The organism is Enterococcus sp. AZ119 (assembly GCF_050546175.1).
Classification (GTDB): domain Bacteria; phylum Bacillota; class Bacilli; order Lactobacillales; family Enterococcaceae; genus Enterococcus; species Enterococcus faecalis.
The window spans coordinates 591,944-612,577 of the sequence record NZ_CP172951.1 but is presented as its reverse complement, the minus strand read 5'-3'; the positions used below and the strand labels follow the sequence as shown (position 1 = coordinate 612,577).

Here is a 20,634-nt window from a genome sequence, read left to right as displayed (position 1 = left end):
ATTTTCTCAGTAGATAAAAATCGGTAAACTCAAAGTTGTTAGAATTGCAAGATTCACCTGTAAACAATACGTGTAGAGTAATTGTTAGTGATAACTCGTATCGGAAAATAGGGAAAGGTTATAGAAGGATGGAGTTTCTATAAAGCATTTACCCTATCTGTTATCACCTAACGCAAGTTATCCACCATCCAAGCGTCGAAACTGTATGAAAACAAGGTTTTAGTTTCACCACATCACGTTCACCTTTTGCTTTACATGTATCGCGAAATGTAAACACTTATTCAACCAATTGATGTCTTCCCGTTAACAAGGCCGAGCTTAAATTTAAGCTCGGTTTTTTCTTTTAGGCAATAAAATATATTTGTATCAAATAATCATATGTGTTATATTCAAGGTGCACATTCTATTTTATCTTCTTTTAAAGGAGGGAATGCTATGCGAAAAAAGAAAAAATCTTCGTTTGAAAGTTCAATTCATGTTTATCGTGCTATGGCTCGTATGACCCAGCAAGATTTGGCCAATCGAGTCGGTGTCTCTCGACAAACAATTATTCAACTGGAACGAAACAAGTACAATCCTTCATTACTTCTTGCGCATGACATCGCGAACGTCTTTGGCGTAACCATTGATGATGTGTTCACCTTCAAAGAAACACTGAATGACGATGTAGAACAAGAAGCCTAAACAGTATAAGCTGTACTTAACAAGACAATTTTTCTGATTGTACTTGGAGTTGCCGAGGTACAACTTAGTACCGGCAATACGAAGAAAGCACTTCTTCGTATTGTTGTTTCAATAATTAATCTTTTCTTACATAAAAAAAAGAACGGCGCAACCGTGGTTGCGCTGTTCTTTTTATTCTAAGATTGTCTACTAAGCATTTTCGTCCTAGTAGCGTTTTGGTTTCTAACTTTATTATTTACAGGGGAAGAAAAAATAAAGCACACCTTTACTGTGATTCCAAAAATCACGTGTTTATCATAATATATTTTTGTTTCAATCCCAAGTATTCTGCTCACAAAGTGTCGCTTATTTAATAAACATTGCATCGCCAAAACTAAAGAAACGATATTTTTCCTCAATTGCATGTTGGTAAGCAGCCAATGTTAAGTCTTTTCCTGCAAAGGCACTCACAAGCATCACTAACGTAGATTTTGGTAAATGGAAGTTCGTTGAAAAAGCCTCTACGACTTTAAATTGATACCCTGGTGTGATAAAAATATCGGTCCAGCCACTGTCAGCCTGGATTTCACCATTAAATTTTGTGCCAATTGTTTCCAACGTACGAATAGAAGTTGTTCCAACCGCAACAATCCGACCGCCTGCTTGGCGTACTTCATTTAATTGCTTAGCCGCTTCTTCAGTTAAACGATAGAATTCGCTATGCATATGATGTTCTTCTATATTATCAACGCTCACGGGACGGAATGTTCCTAAACCGACATGTAAAGTTAAATAAACGAGATGAACACCTTTTGCTTTGATCTCTTCTAATAGTTCTTTTGTAAAATGCAAACCCGCTGTTGGTGCTGCAGCTGAACCATTTTCTTCAGCATAAACCGTTTGATAACGATCTGGGTCATCTAGACGTTCTTTGATATATGGCGGCAATGGCATTTCTCCTAACGATTCTAAAATTTCTAAGAAAATACCATCATATTTAAATTCAATGATTCGACCACCATGTTCCAACTCTTCTTTAACCACCGCTTTTAGGCGACCATCGCCAAATTGAATTTCCGTGCCGACTTTTGCACGTTTCGCGGGTTTAATCAAGGTTTCCCATGTATCGCCTTCTGTATTTGTTAAAAGTAAAACTTCCAAATGACCGCCTGTTTCAGGTTTTTCTCCATATAAACGGGCCGGCAGTACCCGTGTATTATTCATGACTAATGCATCCCCAGGCTGTAATTCATCAAGAATATCATGGAAATGTTTATCCTCCATGTCCCCTGTTTCTTTATTTACAACTAATAATCGTGAACTAGCGCGATCTTTTAGTGGGGTTTGAGCAATTAATTCTTCTGGTAAATCAAAATCAAAATCTTCTGTACTTAGCATTTCCGTCACTCTTTCTACTAGTTTTTATCTTGGTTATTCTAACACTTTTTCTTGTTTCTGGCTATGTCAGCCTTCTGAATCAAACTAAATAGTTGTCAAAAAATGTCAGAAGCACTATACTTACTTTAAGTAAGTATACATAGTTATTTAGAGGAGGAACTCAAAATGCATGCTCAATTTCATCATGTTTCACTATTAGCGCGTCATGGTCAAGAAAACCAATCATTCTATACAAAATTGTTAGGCTTACGCTTTGTCAAAAATACCGTAAATCAAGACAACAATCGCATGCCTCATTATTTTTATGGCGATTATCAAGGCACACCGGGAAGCTTAGTAACTTTTTTTATCGTGCCCTTATTAGGCAACCGCTATGAAGAAAAAAATTATTTAGCCACGATTGGCTTAAAAATTCCCCAAAACAGCCTTTCCTTTTGGGAACAACGTTTAACAGAAAACAAAATTCCATTTAACAAAAAAGAAAAGAGCCTACATTTCAGTGATCCAGATGATACGCATATTATCCTGACAGAAGTTCCTGAAAATCCATTAAAAGAAACACTCGTTGTTTCTAACGACATTCCAGCAGCGGTTCAAATTATCGGTTTAGCCTCTACTGAATTTCATGTGCCAGATTCTGAAAAAACCTTGGCCTTTTTTGAAACATTTCTTGGTTGGCAAGCAGTTGGTAATACGATTATTTTAAGTGAGACGGAAAGCTTTTCTGTTCATCAAACAACGTCGGATAAAACAAGCCGAATGGGGCGTGGCAGTATGGATCATATTGCTTTTTCTGTGGCTGATGATGAAGCATTACAAGAACTACACACGCGCGCTTTAGCGCAAGGCTGGGAGATTGAAATGTATGTAAGTCGTGGATATTTTAAAAGTTTATACATTCGTGAACCAGGCGGGAATCGGGTTGAATTTGCTACTTTGGCTCCTGGCTTTACATTGGATGAGCCTCTGGAACATTTAGGGGAAACGTTGGCTTTACCGCCTTTTTTAGAACCAAAACGGACTGCAATTGAAGCCAACCTCTACAAAGACATGTAACCAACGCTTTAGAAAACAACGGAAGACGGACGTAATAATCGGTGACAAAATTACGTCCGTCTCTCTTCCCCTATGTTTGAATGTTTGAACAAGAGAATAAAAAATGACCTTCAGATTTTTCTGAACGTCATTGCACATTCCATAAAAAGCATCCTTCGTTCTTCCACTTCTTACTTCTTAAAAAAACTGGTAATTTTTTCAAAAATTCAGTAAAATAAAAGTGATCAATGGTTTCCATTGATTGAACGGGCAACTTGATGGTCCACTTGCACAGGTGACTATTCAAGGCTTCGTGATTTAGTTGCCGCTAAATCATGAAGCGCCTTTTTTTATTTTATTCCCTTGTTCTCTTTCCATTCTAATGAAAAACTCAGCTCCCGTCAACTTGCTACAAAGGACACTTTTCTTTGTTATAGCGGCTTTTCTTCCTTCTCAGAATACTCTTTTTAACATCTTGTTTCGTTCAGATAACTTTTACTAAACAATAGTTATCTTTTCTTTTTTTTAGAACGAATTAAAAAAATTTTACCGCCTTCTTTTTCCCATTAAAAATAGATTACATTTGTCGAAATCGCATTTTTATAGCATACTAGTAATAAGATACATTTTCAAAATATTTAGTTGAGGTGAGTAAGTTGATAGAATTTCAGCATGTATCAAAATTTTATAAAGGCGGAAAAGTCGCCGTTGATGACATTAATTTGTCTTTCGATAAAGGTGAATTTATCTGCTTCATCGGAACAAGTGGTAGTGGAAAAACAACATCAATGCGGATGCTTAACCGCATGACCGACCCTTCAAAAGGAAAAATTTTAATTGATGGCCAAGATATTCAAAAAATCAATCCTGTAGAGCTACGTCGCCAAATTGGCTATGTCATTCAAAATATCGGCTTGATGCCTCACATGACCATTCGTGAAAATATCGTTTTAGTGCCTAAATTATTAAAAGTACCTGTGGAAGAACGCAATAAGATAGCCGAAAAAATGATTGATTTGGTTGAGTTACCACGAGAAATGTTGGACCGCTATCCCAATGAACTTTCTGGGGGACAACAACAAAGAATCGGCGTTGTGCGGGCTTTAGCTGCCAATCAAGATATTATTCTAATGGATGAACCTTTTGGTGCTTTAGATCCTATCACCCGTGATTCATTACAAGATTTAGTGAAAGATTTGCAAGAACGTTTAGGAAAAACTATTGTCTTTGTTACCCATGATATGGATGAAGCGTTGAAATTAGCAAATAAAATTGCCATTATGAGCGAAGGCAAAGTAATTCAATTTGACACACCAGATAATATTTTACGTCATCCAGCCAATGAATTTGTAGAAGAACTCATCGGAGAAGATCGCTTATTACAAGCCAAACCTGATTTCACCACTGTTGATGAAGTCATGTTAAATTCAGCTATTACTATCACGCCGGAAAAATCTTTACAAGAAGCGATTAAATTGATGCGTGAAAAACGGGTTGATACCTTATTAGTTGTTGATAATTCCCATGTGCTTAAAGGCTTTATCGATGTTGAAACATTAGATCAGCAACGTGGCAAAGCTTCTAGTGTTGGTGATATCTTGAATAAAGATGTCTTCTTTGTTCAAAAAACCGCTCTTTTACGTGATGCTTTACAAAGAATCTTAAAACGCGGCTTAAAATATGTGCCAGTCGTTGATGAACAAAAACGAGTGGTGGGCATCTTAACACGTGCTTCCCTTGTTGACATTGTTTATGATGTTATCTGGGGCGATGAAACAACGATTAGTGAAGCTGTAGAAGCAAAACAAAGCGAGTCCGAAACTGATAAAGAGGAGGCGTAAGCAATGAGTAGCTTCTTTCAAGAATATGGATCAGAAATGATTTCAAAAAGTATTGAACATATTTATATTTCATTCTTTGCACTTTTATTAGGGGTCGCTATCGCTGTGCCCGTTGGCGTTTGGTTAACACGTTTGCCCAAAGTAGCCAATATTGTCATTGGTTTAACAAGTGCCTTACAAACGGTTCCTTCGTTGGCTTTATTAGCTTTGATGATTCCAATTTTTGGTGTCGGCAAAACACCCGCTATTATCGCGCTATTCATCTATTCCCTTCTACCTATTTTAAGAAACACGTATATCGGAATGAAAAATGTCGATGAAAATTACCGAGATGTTGCTAAAGGCATGGGCATGACCAATTTACAGTCTATTTTTAGTGTTGAATTACCCATTGCCATGCCAACAATTATGGCCGGCATTCGTTTAGCTGCTGTCTATGTCATTGCTTGGGCTACACTGGCTTCTTATATTGGTGCAGGTGGTCTTGGTGATATGATTTTCAGTGGATTAAATAACTATCAGCCAGAATTAATCTTTGGCGGGACTATTCCGGTAACTATTTTAGCGCTTTTAGCAGATGTTCTTCTTGGATTATTAGAAAATCGTTTAACGCCAAAAGCTTTAAGGGAGGGCGAATAATGATGAAAAAGAAACTCAAGTTAAGCTTACTCTTCTTAAGCAGTTTACTTTTATTGGCAGGTTGTTCTTTACCTGGTCTCGCTTCAACTTCTGATGATAACACTGTTGCCATTACAGGTGGGATTACTTCAGAAGCGCAGATTTTAGGGAGCATTGTAGCGGATATGGTTGAGCATTACACAGATAAAAAAACAAATGTGATTAACAACTTAGCCACTACTACCATCAATCACCAAGCAATGTTAAACGGAGATGCCTCAATTTCTGCAGCTCGTTATACTGGTACTGACGTGACTACTACGCTGGGCTTACCAGCGGAAAAAGATCCTAAAAAAGCGTTCAATCTAGTTCAATCAGAATTTGAAAAACGTTATCAACAAACTTGGTTCCCTTCATATGGATTTGAAAATACTTATGTATTCTTAGTTACAAAAGAAACGGCTGAGAAATACAATTTAAAAACAGTCAGTGATTTAGGGAAAGTCGCAGACAAATTAGTTGCTGGTGTCGATACTGCGTGGATCACACGTGAAGGCGACGGTTATGAAGGCTTTAAAAAGGAATACAACTTCCAATTTAAATCTATTTTACCAATGCAAATTGGCTTGGTGTACGATGCAGTCAACGCTGGAAAAATGGACGTCATCTTAGGTTACTCAACAGATGGCCGGATTGGTAGTTACGATTTAGTCATGTTAAAAGATGACAAGCGCTTCTTCCCGCCTTATGATGCCGCTCCTGTGGTTAGTGACAAATTATTAAAAGAAACGCCGGAAATTAAAGATGTCTTAAATCGCTTAGATGGTAAAATTTCTACCAAAAAAATGCAAGAATTGAACTATCAAGCAGATAATGATTTAATTGAACCTGCTGTCGTAGCCGAACGTTTCTTAAAAGAAAATAACTATTTTGAGGGGGAGTAACAGATGAATAATATGAATTTATTCCAACAATTTATCTACTATTTCCAACAAAATGGCGGCTACGTCTTTCAACAATTTTTACGTCACTTTTTAATTTCGATTTATGGCGTAATCTTTGCTGCAATTGTCGGGATTCCTATTGGGATTATGATTTCACGTAAACGTAGCTTAGCCAACTGGATTATCCGTTTAGCGAACATTATCCAAACAGTACCAGCTTTGGCAATGCTTTCGATTTTAATGTTGGGAATGGGCTTAGGCGTCAACACGGTGGTTGTAACGGTCTTCCTTTATTCTCTCCTACCAATCATCAAGAATACGTACACTGGCATGATTCAAGTGGATCGCAATATTTTAGATGTTGGTAAAGGAATGGGTATGACAAAAGTACAACTTCTTTATATGGTCGAGTTACCTTTATCTGTTTCAGTAATCATGGCAGGTATTCGAAATGCGTTAGTCGTCGCAATCGGGATTACTGCGATTGGTGCTTTCGTTGGTGCTGGTGGTTTAGGGGATATTATTATTCGTGGAACCAATGCCACAGATGGTGCTTCTATCATTTTAGTCGGTGCCTTACCAACGGCCTTTATGGCGATTATCACAGATTGGGTTCTAGGGATTATTGAACGGCGTTTAGACCCAGCTAGCAAACATTCCAATTAATAAAAAATACAGAGCAGATCCAACATTGTTTCTTTTCAATGGGATCTGTTTTTTTATCTAGGAGATCAATAATGTCTAACTATACTATTATCGATTTAAACCAACAACCACACTTAATTCCGTCAGCTGCTCAATGGTTTAGCCAAAAGTGGCAAATCCCCGCTGAAGCGTATCAAGCAAGTATGCAGGAAATGCTAACTAGCGAAAACCACGTACCATATTGGTGGGTCTGCTTGAATAAACAGCAGGACATCGTTGCAGGCGTGGGCGTAATTGATAATGACTTCCACAATCGTGCAGACCTTACACCAAACCTTTGTGCATTGTATGTCGAACCAACATTTCGTCACCAAGGCTTAGCAGGAATTCTTTTAACAACAGTTGGTGATTTTCTAGCTAATTCTGGATTTAAAAAGCTTTATTTGCTCACAGACCATATTACTTTTTATGAAAGATATGACTGGGAATTTTTGACAATGGTAACCACCGAAGAGCAGTCTTGCGCTAGAATTTATCAAAAACAATTACGTCAATAAAAAAATCTGCCATCAAAAGATAGCAGACTTTTATTTATTTTTTCAAGTGATAACTATAGGTAGCCACAATAATATTTTCCCGCCACGCTAAACGAATCCGCAAGCGTAAACTTGTTTGGTTATGCAAAATATTTTGCCAACGTTTATTCGGTACAAATTGTGGTACTAAAACCGTTGTACTGTAGTTATGCTTCGTGGCATTTTTACTAACCAAATCAACATAACGTAAGATAGGATTTTGCAGTGAACGATACGAAGAATGGACAATTGATAGACGAACGTCCGGGAAGTGTTTTTTAAACTCTTCCTGAATTTCTTTTTCCTTCTCAACATTTTCATCCATTGAGACATGCATGGCAACGACATAATCGCCAATGGAACGCGCATAATTCAAGGCGCCGACATTTGCCTTGGTTACGTTCCCTACTAGAACAATAACTGTATTCCCATCAAACTCATGCAACTGTGCCCCGTCTTCTAAACGTAGCTGTTCCGCCACATTTTTATAGTGAGTGTTGACCCGATAAAATGCATAAATCAACACCGGCATAATAATAAAGAACGGCCAGATGTCCCCTAATCGATAAATAAACAAAATGGCGATAATCGCGAAAGAGATAAAGGCGCCGACAATGTTAGCAATTGATTTTGGCAACCAATTTTTAGTTTCTTTTCGCCATTTTACAACCATCCCCGATTGAGACAAAGCAAACGGAATAAACACACCAATTGAATACAATGGGATTAAACGTTCTGTGGAACCTTGGAAAATCAATAATAAAACAATGGAACCAGCAGCTAAAGTTAAAATACCGTTTGAATAGCCTAAACGGTCGCCACGATCCATATACATATGCGGCATAAACTTATCTTTGGCTAAGTTATAAGCCAAAACTGGAAAGGCTGAGAATCCTGTGTTAGCAGCAACCGCTAAAATTAAGGCTGTCGCAAACTGTAATAAATAATATAAAATATTTTGACCAAAGACCGCTTTCCCAATTTGTGAAAGAACTGTCACTTCTTCTTTGGGCACAATCCCATACCAATAGTTAATAAATGTAATCCCCACGAAGAAGAACCCTAAAATCGTTGCCATTAACGCTAACGTCCCAGCAGCATTTTTTGCTCGTGGTTTCTTAAAGAATGGCACTGCATTACTGATTGCTTCAACCCCTGTTAAGGAAGAAGAACCAGATGAAAAAGCCCGTAAAACCAAGGCAATAGAAATTCCTGGAACCACGGCTCCTGGTAAAGCTGTCGCATTCAATGGCTGTGCGCCAGTCACAATTTTAAATAGCCCAACAACAATCAGTAATGTAATAATTGCGATAAAACTATACACTGGCAACATTAAGAACGAAGCAGATTCTCGCAGGCCTCTCAAGTTCATTAAGGTAATCAATATCACAATCCCAATAGAAATTGCTACTTGATGACCATATAACGCCGGAATCGCCGATATAATCGCCTCTGCGCCCGCTGAAACTGAAACGGCTACTGTTAGCATATAATCGACTAACAACGAACCACCAGCCAATAAACCGGCATTTCTGCCGAGGTTTTCACTACTAACAACGTATGCGCCGCCGCCATGCGGATACGCATGAATAATTTGTCGGTACGACAATGTTAAAGAAATAAGTAAAATAATAACAAATGCAGCAATTGGTAATGAATACCAAATCGCAGCCGCCGACAAAGTAACCAGAACCACCACTATTTGTTCTGTACCATACGCAATGGATGAAAGTGCATCAGAAGATAACAACGCAAGCGCTGCAAATCTGCTTAATTTATGTTCATCATTTTCGGCTGATTTCAATGGTTTCCCAATGAACAGTCGTTTTAAATCCGCCATTTTTTTCTACTCCTTTTCTCTAGAGTGACCCGCTCACTTTTTTCATTATTTTTTATCAAACAAATCCATATGCTACGCTTCTCACAATGAAAAGTCAATTGATTTTTGTTACTGAAAAAGATAAAAAAATCACCATCTTTTTTTAATCAGACACTCATTTAAAGTCCCCCGCTTCCTTTATCTTATCAAGAGAATCCAGATAACAAAAGGATTTGCATTCTCTAAACAAAAAAGCGAGAGCTAAAAGTCTATTTGACCTTTTGGCTCTCGCTTAAAAACTTAGTTAATTATTCCCTTTTATTGTAACAAGTACGTATGATCGAAGGTAATTTCCACTTTATAACGACCAATTTTTTCATAAACTTGCCGTTGAATTTCCACACCCAGTTCAAATTCAGATAATTTTGATTCTGTAGGTAAAACCAAGTCGAACAAAATCTTCGGTTCTTCGCCATGGGTAACTAAGCGGATATCATGGACTTTTAAAGACGCATCAAAAGAACGAATAATCTTTTTGATTGTTTGATGAACAAATTGTTGTGTTGGGTCATACAAATTCACTGGATCAATATGACAAACAAGGTTAACATCTAATTCTTCTTTAAACTTCGCTTCAATCGCATCGATTGTCTGATGGGCTTTATTTAAATCCCAGCGATCATCAATTTCAATGTGAACAGACGCAAACGTTTGGCTGGGACCATAATTATGAATCAGTAAATCGTGATACCCTACAATTGTTTCCATTTTTGATAAGACATTTTTCATTTCATCAATTTCTGTTTGGCTCGGACGCATGCCCATCAACTCATTAATAAATTCGCGAATTAACTGCAAGCCACTATAAATAATATATGCAGCAATTAAAAAACCAATATATCCATCAATTCGCAAACCAGTGACGCCTTCAATAAATGCAGAAATCAAAACAGCTAATGTAGTATAAACATCATTAAAGCTATCCTTAGCAGAAGCAACTAATGCTTGAGAATCAATTTTTGCTGATACTTTTTTGTAAAACAGCCCTTGCCAAATTTTAATCCCAATTGACAAAGCTAAAACAGCAAATAAAATGGGGGTCACCTTGATTGATTCTGGATGCAGGATACGATCAACGGAGGTCGTTAGAAACTCAAACCCAATAAACGTAATCACTAATGATACAAGCATTCCACTAATATATTCAAAACGTTCATGGCCATAGGGATGTTCTTTATCCGCTGGCTTACCAGCAATATAAAAACCGACTAATGTTAAAACTGAAGAAATAGTATCGGACAAGCTATTAATGGCATCTGCCATGATTGAAACACTACCTGAAAGCAAGCCAATCATAAATTTACTAACGAATAAAAATAAATTAGAAACAAGCCCAATCCGCCCGGCAAAAGCACCGAATGCTGTTCGTTTTTCCAATTTACGACGTTCAATTTTTTTCTCATATCGTTGAAGCAATGCTTGAATCATTTTACAACCCCTACCCACTTTTTATTTCTTAAAAAAATACTATAAAACCTTTTTATACATTTGTACACAAAAAACCTCACTTTCTGAGGGAGATTTTATTATTTAGCATTGCCAAAAAGTCAAAAGCAAGAGCCCCCAAAACTTCTTTGTTAGGGTTGCCTTGAAAATAAAGAAAAACAAAAAGCCGAAAACGCTAGAGATGTTTTCAGCTTTTTGTTTTTTAATGGAATAAATGGCTCTTTTGTGCTAAAGCCGCAAATTTTTTCGATCTGTGTTCCAGATGTGGATAAAGAATTGCGCCGCCAATACTAAAGACGACTGAAATCCCCACCATAATCCAAATGGCAAACCAAGCATTTGGCCAGTAAATGCCTCCTGCTGATTCCCTTAGCAAGTTCACGGCATGCGTAAACGGCAAGAACGGATTAATCATTTGGAAGAATTTACCTGAGACTTGAATTGGGTAGTTCCCACCCCCACCAGAGATGGATAGTACCAAGATTATTATCGCAATTCCTTTCCCTACATTGCCAAAGAGAGCAACAAGCACATAAACCATTATCATAAACGTAATGGCAATCAATACCGCAAACCAGACGCTATACGCTGGATTACGAACATCTACGCCTAACGCAAAATAATTACCTAAGGTTACAATCAGTGCTTGACCAATCCCCATGACAATGAAGGTAAACATCCGTGCTGAAAATTGTTCCCGTTTAGAGAAGCGTTTTTTATCTTTTCCTTCAAGATAAACATCCGTTGTCGCAACACTTGAGAATAATACAGCACCAACCCATAAACACAAAGCTGTATAGAATGGCGTACTTGCCGAACCATTATTAGCAATCGGATAAACAGCATGTTCTTTGACTTCAACTGGTTGTGTAAAGAAGTCACTTTCTTTATTGGCATCTAATTTTAGTAATTTAAGAATTTCACCTAAATCAACTTCTTTTTCACCTTTACGGATTGCATTCGCTGCTTTGTGTAATCCTGTTTTGATATTTGGCCAATCATTAATAATCAGTTCGTTGGCTTTGTCTAAGGCCGCTTCAACATCTGGCATTTTCTCATTGACTGTTTTCAAGGTATTCGTTAAATCTTTTCGGATACCTGGATAGTCATTTTGCATAAAGGCTGCCGCTTTGCTGACTTTGTCTTGAATGACTGGTAAATCGTTTTTATACAAATCAGCACCACGATTAATGCCATTGACAATGGTTTCCATATTGCCATTCAACATCGTATTCGCATCATGAATTTCTTGTTTAATTGCCGGCATTTCGGCTTGATATTTTTCTAATAAAGAAATCGCATTAGTGACCGTTTGACTTGTTGAACTCAATAACCCTTCAAAGTCAATTTGTTGTGCTTTGTTTAGTTGACCTTGAGCGTTTTGGATGGTACTAGTTAGTTTGTTTAAAATGGTTGAAACGGTATTACTAATTTCATCTGGATGAATCTTTGCTGCAGTATCCTGTACTTGTTTCGCTTGATCTTGAATTATTGTTAAGTCATCATTTGTTACTGCGTTGACGTCAATACCATCAACTACCGTTTTCAAGTCTGAAATAATTTGATTTAGCTCATTCAATTTATCAATTGAATCTTGCAATGCAGTACTTCCAGTTGCTTCTTGTAGTTGCGTAAACAATTGAATTAATTGCAGAATATTCTCATGCTGTCTCGCTAAATTTTCAGATATTTGTTGTTTAATTTGCTCTCTTTCTTCCACTGGCAAACGTTTATCCTTCAGTTGCTCTAATCCGATATTTATACCAGAACTAATTGTTTCAATTGCCTTGACAATCGTCGCAACACTCCGCGTAATCTCAGGTAAAGCCTTTTCCAATTTATTAGCGCCATCTAATGTGACATTCCCTAAATCATTAGCTTGATCACCTAGTTTACGAATATCTGGTAACGCCGTTTGGACTTGTTGAATGATTTCTAATCCTTGTTTTGCTTCTTGGATTCCTTCGCTCATTGTTTGTTCCACAGAGGCAAAGTCTTCATCAATCATAGCAATTTGTCGGCCAGCGTTTTGAATTTCTGGAATTTTTTCTTGTAACGTCAAAATAACACTAGCTTGTTCTTTGATGCTTGGCATTTTGCCATTTAGCTCAACAATCTTCTCTCCTAAAGCATCAACTTCAGGTAAATATTTCATCGCATCGTTGGCTTTCGCTAATTTTTCTTTTAGCTCAGGCATCTTACCATGTAAGTCTGTGACTTGTTTCGCGTACGTGTCAATGGTTCCAATGTTGGCATCTGTATCTAAAATCATGCTCTTAACTTTTTGAATGCTAACCATGTTTTTATCAATATCATAGCCAATATCATTGAATGTTTTGATTAACGTACTACTTGCCGTTTTAATGAATTCTTCCGAAATTTGTGACTGAATGGAAGAGGCGCCTTTTGACGTAATTTTCGGCGCAATTGCATTAATTTTTTCATTGATTGAGTATTCAATTTTAGGTTTATTGATGTCACCAGAAGTAAAACTTAGCAAATCTTTGGAAAAATCTTTAGGTAAATAAATCCCGGCAAAATATTTTCCTGATTGGACCCCTTTGTCTAATTCCTTTTTCGAATCAACAAAACGCCAACCTAATTGCTTGTTTTTCTTCAAGTTTTTCAAGACTTCATCACCAATATTGACCGATTTATCTTGAAAAGTTGCTGTTTGGTCATCACTATAGACCGCTATTGGTAACTCTCCTGTATTTGAATACGGATCCCATAGTGCTTTAATGTTAAACCATGCATATAATGATGGAATAATCATTAAGGCAACAATCAAAAATGTTGCTACTGGATTTTTAAAAATTCTTTTCCAATCTAAAATAAATAGTTCCCATGTATTTTTTATATGTTTCATAAAATCACCTGCTTTTTTTTGTGCCTGAATAACTTTAGCATAAAATACAAGAGAATAACAAACAAAAGCTTGAATGTTACGACACATTTTTAAAATGTCGTAAGTTCAAGCTAAGATTGTTTATTTCATATTTTTAGAAAATTCCGAAACGACTTGTTTAACTTCATCAATGGCTTCTGGTTTTAAATACGCCAAAAGTTTTGGTGCTTTTGTCATCAAGTACATTTTATCTAATTTGCCTGTTTGTTGGCGTTCAAACATTTCTGCAAGTAGCGCTTGCATTTTTTCTTTTTTATCTTCTTTTGTTCGATCTAGTATGAACGTTAAGAATTGTTCTTGTCCTTCTTTCATTCCCTATCCCTCCTTACAAACGGATTCTTTTCTATTATAAAACTTCTTTTTTAGAAAGGATAGTCCTTTTTTTAGGATCTATGATTTTGTGTACAGACTTAGCATGTTTTTTTTAGCAGATAAAGGTAAGCCGAGTCCCTCTTTTAAATAGCCCTCTACCGAACCAAATTCTTTTTCAATCGCCTGTAAAGCGGTCGCTAAGTACTCTTTTTTCACATAAAGCAGCGTTTCTAATTGTTGAATTTCTGCTGGAGGCGTTCCATTTGCTTGATATTGCGCAATAATTTGCTCGTTAGCGGTTTTTCTTTGCTCGTTCGTCTTTAAATAATCTTCTAAAATATAAGAATGTTCCACACCTAAAGCACTTAATATCAAGGCTGCGCCGATTCCTGTTCGATCTTTTCCTGCGAAACAATGAAATAAAATAGCTTCCTGTGGATAACTTAAAAAGTTTTCAAAAAATGTTTGGTAACCTTTGCGCCCCGAATTGGAAAGAACCATTTCTTTATAAGCCATGTCCATTGCTTCATCGGGTGAACCAACCGTTTTAAGCATTCCTTCTAATGAAGCAGTCTGCGCCTGAATATCGGCCAAAATATCTATATGTAGATAGTTGGTTCCTTGAATTGAATCATCTGGTCGTTCTTGCGTTTCCGCTGCACTTCTAAAATCATAGATTCGTTTAATTTGATAGTCCTCTACCAGTTTCTGTTGATCCGCTTGTGCAACATTGACGAGTTCACCACTCCGAAAAAAATGCCCTGTCTTGACAACTGTGCCTTGTTGCGTTGGAAATCCTCCAATATCTCTAAAGTTCACCACGCTGTTCATGTTCTATCGCTCCTTCATTTTAATTATTTTGTTGTCATTTAAATACTTTGTTTTTTCTTTTTATTTCTTTTTCTCAACGATAATAAAAAACACCTCAAAAAACAATCTTTTTATCAGTTGTTTATTGCCATTTTATCATAGATACAGTATTCTTAAAAGAGAGGTGAGTAACGATGCTAAAACGAGATTTTTTAGAAAAGCCTTATGATTATATGAATGATATTTTATTGTTCCTATATAATAATAAAGGTCAAGCGACACGAAATGAATTAGTAGATTTTTTCAATATTAGTTTACCAACATTGAATGAGTATCTTTCTTTTTTAGAGCAATTTTTGAAAGAAGAGCAACTTCAAGAAAACCTCACCTTAACAGTATTAGGTGACACTCTATATCTAAATAAAGCGCCTACCTTTTCCATGAAAGCAATGATCATGTTGTTCTTAGATAAATCTATTAAGTTTCACATGGTCCAGCAACTCTTCCATAAAAATGAAATAAATGGCGGGTATTTCCAACAGAATTATGCCATTAGCTCTGCTACCTATTATCGAAAAATTGTTGAATTAAATGACTTACTCAATGAGTTTAATTTACGTATCAAACGAGGAAAACTTGTCGGCGAAGAAAAACAAATTCGCTTTTTCTTTTTTAATTTTTTCTGGTTTATCTTTGAAGAAAAAACAGATTTAGAAAAAGAACTGGCCAATCAATACCTAGGATTAATCGAGATACTACAAGAAATCCCCAGAATTACCTTTGACCATACAGAAATTCTCCAAATTAAACTTTGGATGAAAATTTCTTTTCGTCGCATGGTTTTAGAACCCCTGCCAACGATTAGTCCACATGATGTCCAACTCGATCGACCTTTATTTGAAGAAATTAATTTATCTATACATACATATATGAAAAGAATCGACCGTCCATATACAATCAATGAAGCCTATATGTTTTATGACTTTTTTTGTTCCATGCATAACTATTCTGCGAATGCTGCTTTCGCCTTTCGTTTAGCAAAACAACAACGCATTGAAAAAACGTATCTTAACGAAATGAACCGGGTCATTTTAACGTACCTTAAAGCACGTGGTTATTTATCCCATTACGTGCTGCCTATTCGGCTACTTTATATTGAAAATTTACTTTTCCAATTACATGCGCAACTCTATTATTTTTCAGGATTTATTTTACCCTTTGATTATTGGACAATTCAGTCACTTTTGAAAGTCTTACGTCATCCTTTTAGCGAAAGTGAAGTTTACGAATTAGTGGAGATCGCTACAACGAACTTTGCCACAAAAGCCACTGCTTCTAAGTACCAAAATCAATTTACTGAAATTAATTATACACTTATTTTGAATCACATTGCTGAATTAAATGAAAAAAAAATAACGATTGGTGTTTATCACTCACTGAGCAGTGCTTATAGCGAGTTGGTAGCACAAAAAATACAACAGAGTATCGCTGGAAAATATCCGCTGAAAATTGAGCCTTACAACGCAGAAAACCATTATGATTTGCTTTTAATGAATACCAATAATGAACAGCTCGTTGCCCAGTATGACCATTACTATATTTTTTCGGATATTAGTAATCGTTACGACCTACAATCAATTGAAAAAATCATTCAATTGTTATTGGGCAAATAATCTCTAAAAAGAAAAGCTTAAGTGCCCTACTCTTAGATGGCTGACTTAAGCTTTTTATTTTACTTTCCCTATTTCCTTAAACGGCGCCATTTTAAACACCACGATTCCTTCAATCGCTTGTATCTCGACAAAGCCGAACGTACGACTATCACTTGAATGCGTACGATTGTCCCCTAAGACAAAGTAATGACCGGCTGGAATCTTCTGGAACAGGCGAAGTTGGGCTGCCACTTCTTCCGATAAGTCAAAACGACTGGCATTCTCAGGCAGTGCCTCATTATCGCTTGCTATAGGTTCTTCTGAAAGATAAAGTTTTCCCTCGTTTACCCAAATTCGATCACCAGGAACCCCGATGATTCGCTTGACGTACGTACCTTTGCTAGCTAGCGGTGCTTTAAATGCAATCACATCGTACCTTGCTACTTGCTTCGTCCGTTGTACTAAGACTCGTTCCCCTGCGTTAAGTGTCGGCTTCATGGATTGCCCAGCAATTGGGTAGCTAGATGTCTTTAACACAAAAAAGAACACAAAAATGGCGAAAAGAATAGCTGGCATAAAAAATTTAACGACTTGGACGCGTTGTTTCTTTTGGTAGGCTTGCCGCTTTTTTTTAATCTCTTCAGCGGTCATTTTTCTTTTCGGTCCTCTTATTGATTGATGGTTATCTGTTTGCTCAAGCAAATATTCCATTGCTGTGTTAGCCTTTTGCTTTTTTAGCTGATATGTCGCAGGCAACTTTTGCTTCAAGAAGGCGCGCTTAATGTGGCGAATTGTTCGCATAACGGGCTTTATCCATTCTTCCATCGTTTTCTTAAAAGGAAAAGCTTCTTAAATAAACTTTTCCTTTCTTGCTCCTTTTTTCTATTTAACTAATTGCGTTCCTTTTTTTATATAACTACTACGTAACTGGTTTTCCTTCATAAACTGATTCAATGGTTTCTGCGCATCTTGTGCCAGCTCCCAAATACTTTGATTTGCTTCTACAAGATATTCGCTCTTCTCTGTTACTATGTTTTTCCTGATAAGCGGTTGCCTTAGCGACTGCTCTTCCTTTGAGACAGCAGCAGCCTGTAATCTTTCTGCGGAGCTACTTAATGTAACAGCTAAAAAAAGGACCCCAAGACAATGTAGTTTCCTTGCTCCCATTAACTTTTTACTGACCATTTTATTAATAGTTATCTTGTTCAAGACGTGTCAGTTTAGTTAAACGTTCCTCTAATTCGCGATAAATCTCAAGTACTTCTACTTTTGATGCTTCGACTTCATTCGAAATACTTTTCGCTCGGTTACCAATATTTAACATTTCTAATTCTGCGGAATTGATTAGGTGTTTTGCTTCTACTTTTGCTTCATTAACAATCCGATTGGCTTCTTTTTTGGCAGAAACCATCACTTCGCCAATTTCTTGTTGCGATTTTAAAGCCTCTTCTTGTAATTGCTGATTTTTCATTAATAAATCGTTAATTTGCTGTTTTGCGCGTAGCAGTTCTGTTAACTGCTCACTACTCGGTTCAATATTTTTTGAAACGGCTTGTAGTGTCTTCAATTCTTTTTGAACTTGTTCTAAAGTGTCTTCTTTGGCCTCTACTTCTTTTCTTAGAGCAGCTAATTCCCCTTCGTAAACTTGCTTTTCAGCAAGATGTTTGTCATTGACACCTTGTAGTCGACCTAGTTTTACTTCTGCTTCATTTTTTTGCTGTAAACTATTTTGAAGCTCATTCTTTAACTCCTCCATGCGTTGTTTCACAATCACTTCTTGTTGGACAGCCTCTTGTAAGGCTTGTTTTTCGGCTTCTACTTTTTGTAATTGTACAGTTAGTTTTTCAATTTGTTCCTGCAATGCTTGTTGAGTCGTTGTGCTTTCTTCTAATTCTGTCGTTAACGTTTCTACTTGCTTTTCCATTCCTGTAATATCTCCTTTTTTCTCCAACTTTCCTTTTTCTTCTGCTAACTGGTTGTGTAATGTCTGGATATGTTGTTGCTGTTCAGCCGATTCTTTTTCTAATTCTGCCACTTGCTGTGTTAATTCACTTTCTAAACGTTCCATTTGATTATGTACAGTGGTTAATTGTTTTTCTGCATTTTGCAGATTTGTTTGAAGAGTGGTAGCCTCTGTCGTGGTTTCACTGTTCGTTTCCAGTTGCTCTTCCAATTCAAAAATTTCATGTTCTTTTTGATTTAGTATTTCAAGTAATGACTGATTTTTTTCTTCTAATGCTTGTTTTTCCGTTTCTTGTTGGTTCTTTAATTGCTCATTTTCTTCTTGAAGTTTTTTAAAGGCTGTTTCTTTTTTCTGATAGTAGGCGAGCCTTTCTCTTAACGTCGCCATTTCTTTTTCCTGTTGTTCTGGTTTGATTTCGCTAATTATTTTTTCTGGTTCGAATCCTGGCTGAAAAAAGACTTCTTTTTCAAGCGTATCATCCGAAATATCTTTAATTTTTTTAATTAAACGTCTTTTTGTCATATATATGTCCTTTCTCTCATCCTTTTAACTAATCACGACAGGCTCCAAATTTGTTTCAAGCGTCTCACGAGCATACGTATCAATGGATTTGACAAGGGTTTGCTCTTGATCTCGATAAGTAAAATTAAAATCAATCATGGTAATTTCTTTAACTGAATTCAACGCTGCAATAAGTGCTACAATATTGTCTTGGCCTGTTTGAAATTCATGGTAACTTAAGCCAACTGAAAAAACAGACAGTGTCAAGGTTTGTGTTTTTTCACTTCTAATCATTGTGATACTCGTCTCTCCGAGGTAAGGACGCCATTCACGCGCTAATTGTAATTCATAATTAGTCAAGACAGCGGCCGATTCTGCCGAAACAGCTTGCTTCCAGGGAAACTGATTTAAGGCTGTTTTTTTAATCGCTTGTTTTTTTATTTTGTCACCTTGAGTAGCTTGGCCTTGTGCCAAACGCTCGATCCGTTGTTCAATGCGGATATTTCGTTGATTTAATTGATAATATGTATAAACAATTCCTAACAATAATACGCTAAGTAGACAAACACTAAACAATAAATAAATCATTAAACGACTATTTTTCTGATACTTATAGAAATTTATTTTCCTCTTTAATGTCCGGTCCTCTGAATCCAGTTTTTCGACAAGTAATCGCAAATACAATTGATAGCTTACAAATAAAAATAAGCAACTACTCATTAAAAGTACAACAATCATCATACAAATATAATCTCCTTTATGTCATCGCTCGACAATCAAAACTTGTAAAATCATCTGTTACGCTCTTTAAAAACTCTATATAGTATTGATTGTAACATTCCGTTTGAGCCTTGCCAACAACTTTATTTAAAACACAATGATAAAATTTTATATTTTATATTTATATTTTAATTTTTAAAATATAAAACAAAAAAAGAGAGATGCCACTTGGCCATCTCTCTCGCTTTTACTCAAACTATGTTTAGCGAACCGAACTAGATCAGTCGCTTTTAAAAAAATCCAATTAGTCTTTGTTGATTTCATAGTAGCTATCGTTCTTTATGTAGCTGAATTTGCTTTTGCTGGGGCTGAATCGCTACTAAGTCCAACACTGATGCCTAAGGCACGATCAACTTCTTCCATAATATCAAGTCTCAAATGACAAACTTTTTCTTTCAAGCGACCCTTATCGATTGTTCGAATCTGCTCTAAAAGAATCACTGAATCTTTTTCAATGCCTGTTTCATCAGAATTAATCCCGATATGTGTTGGCAATTTTGGCTTTGCCATTTTGGCTGTGATCGCCGCAACGATAATCGTTGGGCTAAAATGATTACCTAAGTTATTTTGGACAACAAGGACAGGTCTGACGCCACCTTGTTCCGAGCCCACTACTGGGGAAAGGTCTGCAAAATAAATATCTCCGCGTTTGACCATAGTGGAA

At 36.6% G+C, this 20,634-nt stretch carries 19 protein-coding genes; 8 read left to right on the top strand and 11 right to left on the bottom strand.

The features are described from left to right. Window positions 1-378: 378 nt before the first annotated feature. Window positions 379-684: a helix-turn-helix transcriptional regulator gene (locus IGL37_RS02985; RefSeq protein WP_002355748.1), complete on the top strand. Its 306-nt coding sequence runs from the start codon at window positions 379-381 to the stop codon at window positions 682-684. 345 nt (window positions 685-1,029) lie between these two features. Here IGL37_RS02985 and queA read toward each other — a convergent pair whose 3' ends face one another. After that, window positions 1,030-2,061, bottom strand: a complete 1,032-nt coding sequence (queA, locus tag IGL37_RS02980) for a tRNA preQ1(34) S-adenosylmethionine ribosyltransferase-isomerase QueA (RefSeq protein WP_002355747.1) — start codon at window positions 2,059-2,061, stop codon at window positions 1,030-1,032. A gap of 165 nt (window positions 2,062-2,226) precedes the next feature. On the opposite strand from queA, the gene IGL37_RS02975 reads away from it, so the two are divergent. From IGL37_RS02975 to IGL37_RS02950, 6 genes are all read left to right on the top strand, one after another. Beyond that, window positions 2,227-3,117, top strand: coding sequence for a ring-cleaving dioxygenase (locus IGL37_RS02975; RefSeq protein ID WP_002361334.1), 891 nt, complete (start codon window positions 2,227-2,229; stop codon window positions 3,115-3,117). Between the two features lie 626 nt (window positions 3,118-3,743). Further along, window positions 3,744-4,937 (top strand): betaine/proline/choline family ABC transporter ATP-binding protein, encoded by a 1,194-nt coding sequence (locus tag IGL37_RS02970; protein WP_002355745.1) that lies wholly within the window; start codon window positions 3,744-3,746, stop codon window positions 4,935-4,937. Between the two features lie 3 nt (window positions 4,938-4,940). Then, window positions 4,941-5,576 (top strand): ABC transporter permease, encoded by a 636-nt coding sequence (locus IGL37_RS02965; protein WP_002355744.1) that lies wholly within the window; start codon window positions 4,941-4,943, stop codon window positions 5,574-5,576. A 2-nt stretch (window positions 5,577-5,578) separates the two neighbouring features. Continuing rightward, entirely contained in the window at window positions 5,579-6,499 is a 921-nt protein-coding gene (locus IGL37_RS02960) for an osmoprotectant ABC transporter substrate-binding protein (RefSeq protein ID WP_002355743.1), read from the top strand. Between the two features lie 3 nt (window positions 6,500-6,502). Then, window positions 6,503-7,165 carry an ABC transporter permease gene (locus tag IGL37_RS02955; RefSeq protein WP_002363261.1) on the top strand — a complete coding sequence of 221 codons (663 nt, stop codon included), beginning with the start codon at window positions 6,503-6,505 and terminating at the stop codon, window positions 7,163-7,165. A 71-nt stretch (window positions 7,166-7,236) separates the two neighbouring features. Continuing rightward, window positions 7,237-7,701, top strand: coding sequence for a GNAT family N-acetyltransferase (locus IGL37_RS02950; protein WP_033917991.1), 465 nt, complete (start codon window positions 7,237-7,239; stop codon window positions 7,699-7,701). A gap of 34 nt (window positions 7,702-7,735) precedes the next feature. Here IGL37_RS02950 and IGL37_RS02945 read toward each other — a convergent pair whose 3' ends face one another. The 5 genes from IGL37_RS02945 to IGL37_RS02925 form a co-directional block, all read right to left on the bottom strand. Continuing rightward, entirely contained in the window at window positions 7,736-9,559 is a 1,824-nt protein-coding gene (locus tag IGL37_RS02945) for an APC family permease (RefSeq protein WP_002379167.1), read from the bottom strand. A 297-nt stretch (window positions 9,560-9,856) separates the two neighbouring features. Next, window positions 9,857-11,026 (bottom strand): cation diffusion facilitator family transporter, encoded by a 1,170-nt coding sequence (locus IGL37_RS02940; RefSeq protein ID WP_002386999.1) that lies wholly within the window; start codon window positions 11,024-11,026, stop codon window positions 9,857-9,859. 220 nt (window positions 11,027-11,246) lie between these two features. Continuing rightward, window positions 11,247-13,913, bottom strand: a complete 2,667-nt coding sequence (locus IGL37_RS02935) for a YhgE/Pip domain-containing protein (protein WP_002370738.1) — start codon at window positions 13,911-13,913, stop codon at window positions 11,247-11,249. A gap of 120 nt (window positions 13,914-14,033) precedes the next feature. Continuing rightward, a complete protein-coding gene (locus tag IGL37_RS02930; RefSeq protein WP_002355737.1) occupies window positions 14,034-14,264 on the bottom strand; it encodes a hypothetical protein in 231 nt (76 codons plus the stop codon). A 78-nt stretch (window positions 14,265-14,342) separates the two neighbouring features. Further along, on the bottom strand, window positions 14,343-15,095 hold the full coding sequence (locus IGL37_RS02925; protein WP_010707785.1) for a tyrosine-protein phosphatase: 753 nt from the start codon (window positions 15,093-15,095) through the stop codon (window positions 14,343-14,345). Between the two features lie 173 nt (window positions 15,096-15,268). Between IGL37_RS02925 and IGL37_RS02920 the strand changes: the two genes are divergently transcribed. Continuing rightward, window positions 15,269-16,747 (top strand): helix-turn-helix domain-containing protein, encoded by a 1,479-nt coding sequence (locus IGL37_RS02920; RefSeq protein ID WP_002386996.1) that lies wholly within the window; start codon window positions 15,269-15,271, stop codon window positions 16,745-16,747. 54 nt (window positions 16,748-16,801) lie between these two features. Here IGL37_RS02920 and lepB read toward each other — a convergent pair whose 3' ends face one another. From lepB to IGL37_RS02895, 5 genes are all read right to left on the bottom strand, one after another. Beyond that, complete coding sequence (gene lepB, locus IGL37_RS02915; protein ID WP_016622799.1) at window positions 16,802-17,551, bottom strand: signal peptidase I; 750 nt, start codon at window positions 17,549-17,551, stop codon at window positions 16,802-16,804. A 57-nt stretch (window positions 17,552-17,608) separates the two neighbouring features. Beyond that, window positions 17,609-17,935, bottom strand: coding sequence for a hypothetical protein (locus tag IGL37_RS02910; RefSeq protein WP_002396532.1), 327 nt, complete (start codon window positions 17,933-17,935; stop codon window positions 17,609-17,611). After that, window positions 17,916-19,211 (bottom strand): hypothetical protein, encoded by a 1,296-nt coding sequence (locus IGL37_RS02905; protein WP_033917990.1) that lies wholly within the window; start codon window positions 19,209-19,211, stop codon window positions 17,916-17,918. The genes IGL37_RS02910 and IGL37_RS02905 overlap by 20 nt, the downstream gene beginning before the upstream one ends. Before the next feature lie 24 nt (window positions 19,212-19,235). Further along, window positions 19,236-19,931, bottom strand: coding sequence for a hypothetical protein (locus IGL37_RS02900; protein WP_002355730.1), 696 nt, complete (start codon window positions 19,929-19,931; stop codon window positions 19,236-19,238). A gap of 318 nt (window positions 19,932-20,249) precedes the next feature. Further along, entirely contained in the window at window positions 20,250-20,627 is a 378-nt protein-coding gene (locus tag IGL37_RS02895; protein ID WP_002355729.1) for a type II toxin-antitoxin system PemK/MazF family toxin, read from the bottom strand. Between the last annotated feature and the right edge of the window lie 7 nt (window positions 20,628-20,634).

Excerpts from the sequence above, each read along its gene's own strand:
- IGL37_RS02985 (WP_002355748.1), top strand. The coding sequence starts at position 379 with ATGTGTTATATTCAAGGTGCACATTCTATTTTATCTTCTTTTAAAGGA.
- queA (WP_002355747.1), bottom strand. The coding sequence starts at position 2,061 with ATGCTAAGTACAGAAGATTTTGATTTTGATTTACCAGAAGAATTAATT.
- IGL37_RS02975 (WP_002361334.1), top strand. The coding sequence starts at position 2,227 with ATGCATGCTCAATTTCATCATGTTTCACTATTAGCGCGTCATGGTCAA.
- IGL37_RS02965 (WP_002355744.1), top strand. The coding sequence starts at position 4,941 with ATGAGTAGCTTCTTTCAAGAATATGGATCAGAAATGATTTCAAAAAGT.
- IGL37_RS02960 (WP_002355743.1), top strand. The coding sequence starts at position 5,579 with ATGAAAAAGAAACTCAAGTTAAGCTTACTCTTCTTAAGCAGTTTACTT.
- IGL37_RS02955 (WP_002363261.1), top strand. The coding sequence starts at position 6,503 with ATGAATAATATGAATTTATTCCAACAATTTATCTACTATTTCCAACAA.
- IGL37_RS02950 (WP_033917991.1), top strand. The coding sequence starts at position 7,237 with ATGTCTAACTATACTATTATCGATTTAAACCAACAACCACACTTAATT.
- IGL37_RS02945 (WP_002379167.1), bottom strand. The coding sequence starts at position 9,559 with ATGGCGGATTTAAAACGACTGTTCATTGGGAAACCATTGAAATCAGCC.
- IGL37_RS02940 (WP_002386999.1), bottom strand. The coding sequence starts at position 11,026 with ATGATTCAAGCATTGCTTCAACGATATGAGAAAAAAATTGAACGTCGT.
- IGL37_RS02935 (WP_002370738.1), bottom strand. The coding sequence starts at position 13,913 with ATGAAACATATAAAAAATACATGGGAACTATTTATTTTAGATTGGAAA.
- IGL37_RS02930 (WP_002355737.1), bottom strand. The coding sequence starts at position 14,264 with ATGAAAGAAGGACAAGAACAATTCTTAACGTTCATACTAGATCGAACA.
- IGL37_RS02925 (WP_010707785.1), bottom strand. The coding sequence starts at position 15,095 with ATGAACAGCGTGGTGAACTTTAGAGATATTGGAGGATTTCCAACGCAA.
- IGL37_RS02920 (WP_002386996.1), top strand. The coding sequence starts at position 15,269 with ATGCTAAAACGAGATTTTTTAGAAAAGCCTTATGATTATATGAATGAT.
- lepB (WP_016622799.1), bottom strand. The coding sequence starts at position 17,551 with ATGGAAGAATGGATAAAGCCCGTTATGCGAACAATTCGCCACATTAAG.
- IGL37_RS02905 (WP_033917990.1), bottom strand. The coding sequence starts at position 19,211 with ATGACAAAAAGACGTTTAATTAAAAAAATTAAAGATATTTCGGATGAT.
- IGL37_RS02900 (WP_002355730.1), bottom strand. The coding sequence starts at position 19,931 with ATGATGATTGTTGTACTTTTAATGAGTAGTTGCTTATTTTTATTTGTA.
- IGL37_RS02895 (WP_002355729.1), bottom strand. The coding sequence starts at position 20,627 with ATGGTCAAACGCGGAGATATTTATTTTGCAGACCTTTCCCCAGTAGTG.